This window comes from Streptomyces sp. NPDC001941 (assembly GCF_040296945.1).
Classification (GTDB): Bacteria; Actinomycetota; Actinomycetes; order Streptomycetales; family Streptomycetaceae; genus Streptomyces.
The window spans coordinates 20,159-29,216 of sequence record NZ_JBEOYE010000106.1 but is presented as its reverse complement, the minus strand read 5'-3'; the positions used below and the strand labels follow the sequence as shown (position 1 = coordinate 29,216).

Here is a 9,058-nt window from a genome sequence, read left to right as displayed (position 1 = left end):
GGGACTGCCCGCTCCGCCCCCGGCTCCCCCCGGACCGGCCGCCGGTGCGGCTCCCCCGGCTCCCCCGGCGGCCGGCGCTCCCCCCGCTGGTGTGGTCACGGACGCACCCGGCCCTCGTCGCCGGTGCGCCGGGCGCCGGGGCCGTACTTGTCCCCGGTCACCTTGTCCCCGGCGACGAAGTCCCCCTCGACGTTGCCGACGACGTTGCCGTTCTGCACGGTGCCGATGCTGAGCCCGCCCCGGCCGGGCGGCGGCGCGGCGGCCCCCGTCGGCGCGGGGGCGGCGCCGCCCGGCCCGGGTCCCGCCGCCCGGGGCCCCGCGGCGGGGCCCAGGCCGGGCGGGGCCGGGTAACCGGGCACGGTCACCCAGCTGTCGATGGTCTCGCCGTGCTTGGTGGTGAACGGCATGGGCAGGTAGGCGGCCGGGTCGACGGCCCGGTGCCCGTGGCGCACGACGGCCCGGTGGATCTCGGCGGACACCACGAAGACCATCCGGGCGCCGTCCGCGGCCACCAGGACCTGGCGCAGCGGCGGCGCGTCGACGAGCCGGCAGGCGGTGTTGACGGCGTCGCCGGACCAGCCGCGGCCGTCCCGGGAGGCCAGCCCCTGGTGCAGCGCGACCCGGAAGCGCATGGCGTGCTCGGCGCTGAACACCACGGCCTTCTGGCGCAGTTCGTCGTCAAGGGCGCGGACGAACTTTCCGGCCAGGTCGACCGGCGGCACCGTGCCGGGCACGATCATCAGCACCCCGTCGCCCCGGTCCTCGACGTCGATGCGCTCCCCGGCGAGTCCGGCCCGCTCCAGCGCCTCCCGCAGCACGTCGTACATCGCGGTGCGCAGCGAGCGCTGCACGGGGTCGGTGCGCGAGCTGAAGTCCTCGATGTCGAGCACCATCACCCAGCAGTGCGTGGCCTCGTCCGCCATGACCGCCTCCCAAGGGCAACCATTCGATCAGTGGCCCCAGTAGACGGCACGCGGGTCCACGGGGTCTACGCCAACTGACCCATAGCGGAGAATGGCCAATTCCCTTCGCACACAAGGCCGTTGATCATCACCGGAAGAGGAGCGGGAGGCGGCCGGGAGCGGGTACGACGAGGGGCCCGGGCGGACCCCACCGGTCCGCCCGGGCCCCCGGGGACGCCGCGCCCTACTGCTCGTACACCCCTACTGCTCGTACACCACGGTCACCGGCGCGTGGTCGCTCCAGCGCTCGGCGTGCGTCGCGGCGCGCTCCACCCAGGCCTTGACCGCGCGGCCCGCCAGGCCGGGGGTCGCCATCTGGTAGTCGATGCGCCAGCCGCTGTCGTTGTCGAAGGCGCGGCCCCGGTAGGACCACCAGGAGTACGGTCCCGCCTGGTCCGGGTGGAGGGCGCGGACCACGTCGGCGTACTCCGCCTCGTCCAGGACGCGGGAGAGCCAGGCGCGCTCCTCGGGCAGGAAGCCGGCGGCCTTCTGGTTGGCCTTCCAGTTCTTCAGGTCGGCCTGCTGGTGGGCGATGTTCCAGTCGCCGCAGACGACGACCTCGCGGCCGTCGGCCGCCGCGCGCTCCTTGAGCTCCTTGAGGTGGGGCAGGAACGCGTCCATGAAGCGGATCTTCTCGTCCTGGCGCTCGGTGCCGACCTCGCCGGAGGGCAGGTAGAGGCTGGCGACGGTGACGCCCGGCAGGTCGGCCTCGACGTAGCGCCCGCTGCCGTCGAACTCGGCCGAGCCGAAGCCGATCCGCACCCGCTCGGGGGCGCGGCGGGTGTAGAGGGAGACGCCCGCGCGGCCCTTGGCGGCGGCCGGCGCGTGCACGGTGTGCCAGCCCTCGGGGGCGCGCACCTCCTCGGGCAGCTGGTGCTCCTCGGCGCGCACCTCCTGCAGGCAGACGACGTCGGCGTCGGTCCCGGCCAGCCACTCCACGAAGCCCTTCTTGGCGGCGGCGCGGAGCCCATTCACATTCACGGTCGTCACGGTGAGCATTCCGGCACCCTACCCAGCCGGGCCGCCGCATACATGTACGCTACCTCGTATGCTTATCCGTACTGTGCCTTTCGACCACCCCGACGCCCTCAGACTCAACGACGAGGTCCAGCTCGAGTACGCCGAGCGGTACGGGGGCGAGGGCGACGTCACACCGCTCGACCCCGCCATGTTCGCACCCCCGCGCGGCCTCTACCTCATCGCCTACGACGAGCACGGCACCCCGCTCGCCACCGGCGGCTGGCGCTCGCAGGACCTCAACGACGAGGGGTACGCGGACGGCGACGCCGAGCTGAAGCGGATGTACGTGGTGCGCCCCGCCCGCGGCCGGGGCCTGGCCCGCCGCGTGCTCGCGGCCCTGGAGGCGGACGCCCGGGCGGCCGGACGCACCCGGATGGTCCTGGAGACCGGGGACATGCAGCCGGAGGCCATCGCGCTGTACGGGTCCAGCGGCTACCTGCCGTGCGCCAAGTTCGGCCACTACCGCACCTACGACTCCAGCCGCTGCTTCGCCAAGCCGCTGCTCCCGAGCGCGGCGGGACTCCCGGACGCGCCGGAATCACTGACGCGCCCCTGACAAACCAGTCCCCTTCTGGGACCCTCTCCTCACGCACGCCGATCCGCACCGTTCTCTACCCCACACCTGCCCCGGCAGAAGGAGACATGCGTGAGAAGCAACCGCACGGCCGCAGGCACGTTACCGACCCTCGCCGCCCTGCTCGCCGCGGGCCTGGGCGCGGCCCCCGCCACGGCGGCCGCCCCCTCGGACACCCCGGCGGCCCCGGGGGCCCGCACCGCGTCGACCGCCGAGCAGCAGCGGGCCCGCGCCTTCTGGACCCCCGAGCGGATGCGCGCGGCGCGACCGCTGGACCTGGCCCCCGGCACCGCGAGCGCCCCGGGGGCCCCCGCGTCCTCCGGCCCGGCCACCACCGTCCGCCCCACCGCGGGACCCGCCGCACCCGCCGCGGGCCCCCTGGCCTTCCCGCAGGCGGGCGGCGCGTGGACCGGCGGCGGCGCGGTGGTGAAGACCTCGGGACGGGTGTTCTTCACCTTCCAGGGCCGTACCGCCTCCTGCTCCGGGAACGCCGTCACCAGCCAGAACGCCAGCACGGTCATCACCGCCGGGCACTGCGTGAAGTACCAGGGCGCCTGGCACACCAACTGGGTCTTCGTGCCCGGCTACACCAACGGCAGCGCGCCCTACGGCCAGTGGAGCGCCGCCAAGACGCTCACCACCCCGCAGTGGGAGGCGAGCGAGGACATCAACTACGACGTCGGCGCCGCGGTCGTCGCCCCGCTGAACGGCCAGAAGCTCACCGCCGTCACCGGCGCGCAGGGCATCCAGTTCAACGGCGGCTACAACAAGCGGATGTACGCCTTCGGCTTCCCGGCCGCGGCCCCGTACGACGGCACCAAGCTGATCTACTGCAGCGGCAACAGCTCGAAGGACTTCCTGCTCTCAACGGACCACTCCCTGGGCTGCAACATGACCGGCGGCTCCAGCGGCGGCCCCTGGTTCACGTCCTTCGACGAGACGGCCGGCACGGGCCTGCAGGTCTCGGTGAACAGCTTCGGCTACACCTTCCTGCCCAACCGCATGTTCGGCCCGTACTTCGGCAACGACGCCAAGGCCCTCTACGACAAGGCCCAGGCGTCCTGACCCCCTGACGCCCCGTCGGGAGACCCGTCGCGAAAACCCGCCGGGAAAAAGCAGGAACCCCGCCCGATCTGAACGATCGGACGGGGTTCCCGTGTTGTTGTGGACCTGTGGGGATTTGAACCCCAGACCCCCTCGATGCGAACGAGGTGCGCTACCAGACTGCGCCACAGGCCCTTGCAACGAGTGAAACTCTAGCACCTCCCACGGGGTGCTCGGAAATCCGCTCCCCGCAGGTCACCGGGACACCCGGCGCCGGGCGGCCCGGGGTGCGTCATTCGTTGGCCGCGCGGGGGCGGTCCTCGTCCTCGTACTGGTCGAAGAGCGGGGTGCGGCCGCGGTCGCGGTTGCGGCGCCGGTCGCCGCCGGGGCGGCGCTGGGCCGGGGCGGTCCCCTTGGCCGGGGCGGGCGGCGGGGTCGGCTCGGCGGCCGAGGAGCGCGCCGCGCTCCAGGTCTCGGGGTCGGTCACGTCCACGCCGCTGGAGGCGCGCGGGGCGACCGGCGCGGTCACGTACGTCGGCAGCGGGACCGGGACCGGCTCCCAGCTCTCGCCCCTGGCCGGGCCGCGGTCGCGCTGGGCGTCCACCCACTCGGCGTGGTCGGTCTGTTCCACCAGCGCGCGACGCCCGGCCTCCTGCGGGGAGACCACGGGGGCCGGCTCGGGCTCGGGCCGGTGCGCCTCGGGCTCGTCCTCGGCCTCGGCGGCCGGGGCCGGGTGGCGGCGGGTGCGGTTCTCGCGCAGCCGCTGCGCGGCGACCTCGGCGCGGCGCCGGTCCATGACGTACGCGAACCGCCTGCGCTCCTTGTTGCGCAGGTGGACGATGTACGCGCTGAGCAGCACGGCCGGGGCGGCGGGCGCCCACAGGAAGGCCAGGCCGCCGACGGCCGCGACGACCGAGCCGATGGTGAAGGCGAGGAAGAGCAGGACGGTGGTGCGTCTGCGGCGGGCCAGCACCCGCGTGCGGCGGGCGCGTTCGGCCGCGGCGGCGCGCTCGGCGGGGCGCTCGGCGGGGCGCGGGCGCTCCTGGGCGGGGACGGGCCTGGGCCGCTCGCGCACCTCGGTCCTGGGCGCGGCGAAGGACCGGACGTCGACCGAGCTCAGGTACTCCGTCCGGGCGTCCGGGTCCGCGTCGGGCGCCGCCTCGCCGGCGTCGCGCTCGCGCAGCTCCTTGGCGTACCGGCGCTCCATTCCCGCCCGTCCGGACAGCAGCCGGATGGCGGTGCTGAAGCGTTCCGTCGGACGGGCCTCGTTGAGCTCGTCCTGCCTGCGGAGCCACATCGGCACCAAGTAGGCGGCCCAGGCCCCGACGATGACTGCGTAGATGAGGCCGCTGCTGCTCACGCCTCACACCGTAGAGGGGTTCGTACGGGGCCATCGGCCAATTGGGCCGGTGTGTCGCACGATCTGGCTGATATCACTGACTTTTTTTGTGATTCTTCGGATCAGCAGACCGCCACTGATGATTTATTTCGAACACCTATTTTATTTGTGTTCTCAGCGCGCGGCCCCCGGCCGCTCCCGGTGCCAGCGGCGCAGCAGCCCCTCGGGTACTTCCTCCGCGGTGAGCGCGAAGACCAGGTGGTCGCGCCACGCCCCGTCGATGTGCAGGTAGCGCGGGCGCAGGCCCTCCTCGCGGAATCCCAATTTCTCCACGACGCGCCGGCTCGGGCCGTTCTCCGGGCGAATGCAGACCTCGATGCGGTGCAGTCCCACCCGGTGGAAGCAGTGGTCGACGGCGAGCGCCACGGACGTCGGCATCACGCCCCGGCCCGCCACGTCCCGGTCCACCCAGTAGCCCACGTGCCCCGAGCACATCGAGCCCCAGGTGATCCCGGCGACCGTCAACTGGCCCGCCAGGCGGCCCTGGTACTCGATGACGAACGGCAGCATCCGGCCCGCGTTCGCCTCGCCGCGCAGATGGCGCACCATCTGGCGGTAGGTGGGCCGCTGGGCGACCGGACCGCCCGGCGCGGGCGGCGGGATCGTCGCCTCCCAGGGGCGCAGCCAGTCCCGGTTGCGGCGGTTGACGTCGCGCCAGGCGCGCTGGTCGCGCGCCCTTATGGGCCGCAGCGTCACGTCCCCGTCGGTGAGGACCACGGGCCAGGAGTGGCTCATGACGGTCTGGGGTGGTCGCCGCCGCGGATCTGGTCGACCGCGTGCACCAGCAGGTCGGCCAGGACCGCCATGCCGTCGCGCACCCCGCCGGTGGAGCCGGGCAGGTTGACCACCAGGGTGCGCTCGGCGACCCCGGCCAGGCCCCGGGAGAGCGCGGCGGTGGGCACCTTGTCCCGGCCGTACGCGCGAATGGCCTCCGGGATGCCGGGGATCTCGTACGACAGGACCCGGCGGGTGGCCTCCGGGGTGGCGTCGGTGGGCGAGATGCCGGTGCCGCCGGTGGTGACGATCGCGTCGTAGCCCTGGGCGACGCCGTCGCGCAGGGCCGCCTCGACCGGGTCGCCGTCGGGGACGACCCGGGGGCCGTCGACGGCGAAGCCCAGCGCGCGCAGCGCCTCGGCGATCACCGGGCCGCCCTTGTCCTCGTACACCCCGGCCGAGGCCCGGTTGGAGGCGGTGACGACGAGCGCGCGGTAGCGCGGGGTGTCCTCGGAGCTCACGAGCGGCTCCAGTCGCCCGACTTGCCGCCCGTCTTCTCCTCCACCCGTACGTCGGAGATGACCGCGCCCTTGTCGACGGCCTTGACCATGTCGACGACGGTCAGGGCCGCCACCGACACGGCGGTCAGGGCCTCCATCTCCACCCCCGTGCGGTCGGTGGTGCGCACGGTCGCCGCGATCTCCACCGCGTCGTCGGCCACCGACAGGTCCAGGGTGACCCCGGAGAGCGCCAGCGGGTGGCACAGCGGGATCAGGTCGGGCGTCCGCTTGGCGCCCATGATCCCCGCGATGCGCGCGGTCGCCAGCGCGTCGCCCTTGGGCACGCCCTCGCCGCGCAGCAGCTCGACCACCCGCGGCGCGACCAGGACCCGGCCGGTGGCGCGGGCGGTGCGCGCGGTGACGTCCTTGGCGGAGACGTCGACCATGCGGGCCGCGCCCGCCTCGTCGATGTGGGTCAGTCCTTGCTGCGTGCTCATTGCTGTGGCACTCCCGGTCGCTGTGTGGGACGACACGGTACCGCCACCGGGGCGCGCTCAGCCGAGGAGGACCACTTCGACCTCCTCGCCGACGGCCACCGCCGTGGTGTCCTCGGGGACCACGAGCAGGCAGTCGGCGTGCGCGAGGGCCGCGATGAGGTGGGAGCCGGATCCGCCCACGGGGGTGACGGCACCCTCCTCGGCGTCGTACCTCCCGCGCAGGAACTGGCGCCGTCCGCGCGGCGAGGACAGCTCCCGGCCCGTCAGGCGGGCGCGCACCCGCGGGCGGTGCAGGTCCTCCAGGCCCATCAGGGCGCGGATCGCGGGCCGTACGAACAGCTCGAAGGAGACGTACGAGGAGACCGGGTTGCCCGGCAGCGCGAGCAGCGGGGTGTGGTCGGGGCCCACCGAGCCGAAGCCCTGGGGCTTGCCCGGCTGCATGGCGAGCTTGCGGAAGTCGACCCGGCCCTCGGCGCTGAGCGCCTCCTTGACCACGTCGTACGCCCCCACGCTCACGCCGCCCGTGGTGACCAGCAGGTCGGCGCGGATCAGCTGGTCCTCGACGGTGGCGCGCAGGGTGTCGGCGTCGTCGGTGACCGCGCCGACCCGGTAGGCGATGGCGCCCGCGTCCCGGGCGGCGGCGGACAGGGCGAAGCTGTTGGAGTCGTAGATCTGGCCCTCGGCCAGCTCCTCGCCGGGCTGCACCAGTTCGCTGCCGGTGGAGAGCACGACCACGCGCGGGCGCGGCCGCACCTGCACGGTGCCCCGGCCGATCGCGGCCAGCAGCGCGATCTGCGGCGGGCCGAGCACGGTGCCCGCCTCCAGGGCCAGGTCGCCCGCCTGGACGTCGCTGCCGCGCTCGCGCACGTGCGCCCCGGCCTCGGCGGGGCGGTGCACGCGGACCTCGCCGGAGGCGTCCTCGGGGGCCTCCCCGGCGGGGCGCATCCCGGTGGCGGCGCCCTGGCCGGTGCCGCCGTCGGTCCACTCGACCGGGACGACGGCCTCGGCGCCGGGCGGCAGCGGGGCGCCGGTCATGATGCGGGCGGCCTCACCGGGGCCGACGGCGAGCGAGCCGTCGCTGCCCGCCGCCACGTCGCCGATGACGGTCAGGACGGCCGGGAACTCCTCGCTGGCGCCCGCCACGTCGGCGACCCGCACCGCGTACCCGTCCATGGAGCTGTTGTCGAAGGGCGGCAGCGCGACCGGCACCGTGACGTCCTCGACCAGGACGCAGCCCTGGGCGTCGGGCAGCTGCAGCTCGATGGGGTCGAGCGGCTTGACCGTGGCGAGGATGTCGTCCAGGTGCTCGTCCACCGACCACAGGCCGTCGGGCGGTGTTGCCGTGCTGCTCAAGGTGCTACATCTCCTCGTCGACGTAACTGCGGAGCCAGGACCTGAAGTCCGGACCCAGGTCCTCACGTTCGCACGCGAGTCTGACAATCGCCCGCAGGTAGTCGCCCCGGTCGCCGGTGTCATAGCGGCGGCCCTTGAAGACGACCCCGTGCACGGGGCCGCCGATGCTCTCGTCCGCGGCGAGCTTCTGCAGAGCGTCGGTCAGCTGGATCTCGTTGCCGCGGCCGGGCTCGGTCCGTCGCAGTATGTCGAACACGGACGGGTCCAGTACATAGCGGCCGATCACCGCGTAGTTGCTGGGCGCCTCGTGCACGTCCGGCTTCTCGATCAGGTCGGTCACCCTAACCACGTCACCCTCGGCGGTGGCCTCGACCGCCGCGCAGCCGTACAGGTGGATCTGCTCGGGCGCGACCTCCATCAGCGCGATGACGCTGCCGCCCTCGCGCTCCTGGACCTCCACCATCCGCGAGAGCAGCGGGTCGCGCGGGTCGATGAGGTCGTCACCGAGCAGCACCGCGAACGGCTGGTCGCCCACGTGCGGGGCCGCGCACAGCACCGCGTGCCCCAGGCCGCGCGGGTCGCCCTGGCGGACGTAGTGCATGGTCGCCAGGTCGCTGGACTGCTGGACCTTGGCCAGCCGCTCCTTGTCGCCCTTCTTGAGGAGGGCTTCCTCCAGCTCGTGGTTGCGGTCGAAGTGGTCCTCAAGGGGACGCTTGTTACGACCGGTGATCATGAGGACGTCGTTGAGGCCGGCACCCACCGCCTCCTCGACCACGTACTGGATGGCAGGCTTGTCGACGACCGGGAGCATCTCCTTGGGAGTGGCCTTCGTGGCGGGCAGGAACCGGGTACCGAGCCCCGCGGCCGGGATGACAGCCTTGCTGATCCTGGGGTGCGACTGAGTCATGCCGAGCACCATATCGGCTCGATATCTGACGGAAGATGATTCTCCGGTTAACTTCCTTCTCATTAAGCCGGGTTCAACTGGAATGCGA

10 protein-coding genes and 1 tRNA gene are annotated in these 9,058 nt (G+C 73.4%); 2 read left to right on the top strand and 9 right to left on the bottom strand.

Features of this window, described 5'->3' with window-relative positions; translation table 11 throughout:
• Nucleotides 1–95: 95 nt before the first annotated feature.
• Both ABT160_RS39975 and ABT160_RS39970 read right to left on the bottom strand, forming a co-directional pair.
• A complete protein-coding gene (locus ABT160_RS39975; RefSeq protein WP_351653573.1) occupies nucleotides 96–923 on the bottom strand; it encodes a nucleotidyl cyclase domain-containing protein in 828 nt (275 codons plus the stop codon).
• 240 nt (nucleotides 924–1,163) lie between these two features.
• Nucleotides 1,164–1,961 carry an exodeoxyribonuclease III gene (locus ABT160_RS39970; protein ID WP_351653571.1) on the bottom strand — a complete coding sequence of 266 codons (798 nt, stop codon included), beginning with the start codon at nucleotides 1,959–1,961 and terminating at the stop codon, nucleotides 1,164–1,166.
• A 49-nt stretch (nucleotides 1,962–2,010) separates the two neighbouring features.
• Here ABT160_RS39970 and ABT160_RS39965 point away from each other — a divergent pair, with 49 nt between their 5' ends.
• Together ABT160_RS39965 and ABT160_RS39960 are read left to right on the top strand one after the other, a co-directional pair.
• Nucleotides 2,011–2,538 carry a GNAT family N-acetyltransferase gene (locus tag ABT160_RS39965; RefSeq protein ID WP_351653569.1) on the top strand — a complete coding sequence of 176 codons (528 nt, stop codon included), beginning with the start codon at nucleotides 2,011–2,013 and terminating at the stop codon, nucleotides 2,536–2,538.
• Between the two features lie 90 nt (nucleotides 2,539–2,628).
• Nucleotides 2,629–3,621, top strand: a complete 993-nt coding sequence (locus ABT160_RS39960; RefSeq protein ID WP_351653567.1) for a trypsin-like serine peptidase — start codon at nucleotides 2,629–2,631, stop codon at nucleotides 3,619–3,621.
• Between the two features lie 100 nt (nucleotides 3,622–3,721).
• Here the strand turns inward: ABT160_RS39960 and ABT160_RS39955 are convergent.
• From ABT160_RS39955 to galU, 7 genes are all read right to left on the bottom strand, one after another.
• A tRNA-Ala gene (locus ABT160_RS39955) sits at nucleotides 3,722–3,795 on the bottom strand.
• 97 nt (nucleotides 3,796–3,892) lie between these two features.
• Complete coding sequence (gene sepX / locus ABT160_RS39950; RefSeq protein WP_351653565.1) at nucleotides 3,893–4,960, bottom strand: divisome protein SepX/GlpR; 1,068 nt, start codon at nucleotides 4,958–4,960, stop codon at nucleotides 3,893–3,895.
• 153 nt (nucleotides 4,961–5,113) lie between these two features.
• Nucleotides 5,114–5,734 (bottom strand): GNAT family N-acetyltransferase, encoded by a 621-nt coding sequence (locus ABT160_RS39945; RefSeq protein WP_351653563.1) that lies wholly within the window; start codon nucleotides 5,732–5,734, stop codon nucleotides 5,114–5,116.
• Complete coding sequence (locus ABT160_RS39940) at nucleotides 5,731–6,234, bottom strand: MogA/MoaB family molybdenum cofactor biosynthesis protein (RefSeq protein WP_351653562.1); 504 nt, start codon at nucleotides 6,232–6,234, stop codon at nucleotides 5,731–5,733. The genes ABT160_RS39945 and ABT160_RS39940 overlap by 4 nt, the downstream gene beginning before the upstream one ends.
• Nucleotides 6,231–6,710, bottom strand: a complete 480-nt coding sequence (gene moaC, locus ABT160_RS39935) for a cyclic pyranopterin monophosphate synthase MoaC (protein WP_351653560.1) — start codon at nucleotides 6,708–6,710, stop codon at nucleotides 6,231–6,233. Before moaC ends, ABT160_RS39940 begins: the two co-directional genes overlap by 4 nt.
• 57 nt (nucleotides 6,711–6,767) lie before the next feature.
• The gene (gene glp, locus ABT160_RS39930; RefSeq protein ID WP_351653559.1) at nucleotides 6,768–8,063 is read right to left on the bottom strand and encodes a molybdotransferase-like divisome protein Glp; all 1,296 of its coding nucleotides are present in this window, start codon (nucleotides 8,061–8,063) and stop codon (nucleotides 6,768–6,770) included.
• Between the two features lie 4 nt (nucleotides 8,064–8,067).
• The gene (gene galU / locus ABT160_RS39925) at nucleotides 8,068–8,970 is read right to left on the bottom strand and encodes a UTP--glucose-1-phosphate uridylyltransferase GalU (RefSeq protein ID WP_351653557.1); all 903 of its coding nucleotides are present in this window, start codon (nucleotides 8,968–8,970) and stop codon (nucleotides 8,068–8,070) included.
• Nucleotides 8,971–9,058: the final 88 nt, after the last annotated feature.

Coding starts and splice junctions, on each gene's coding strand:
- ABT160_RS39945 (WP_351653563.1), bottom strand. CDS start 5,734: ATGAGCCACTCCTGGCCCGTGGTCCTCACCGACGGGGACGTGACGCTG.
- ABT160_RS39975 (WP_351653573.1), bottom strand. CDS start 923: ATGGCGGACGAGGCCACGCACTGCTGGGTGATGGTGCTCGACATCGAG.
- moaC (WP_351653560.1), bottom strand. CDS start 6,710: ATGAGCACGCAGCAAGGACTGACCCACATCGACGAGGCGGGCGCGGCC.
- ABT160_RS39970 (WP_351653571.1), bottom strand. CDS start 1,961: ATGCTCACCGTGACGACCGTGAATGTGAATGGGCTCCGCGCCGCCGCC.
- ABT160_RS39965 (WP_351653569.1), top strand. CDS start 2,011: ATGCTTATCCGTACTGTGCCTTTCGACCACCCCGACGCCCTCAGACTC.
- galU (WP_351653557.1), bottom strand. CDS start 8,970: ATGACTCAGTCGCACCCCAGGATCAGCAAGGCTGTCATCCCGGCCGCG.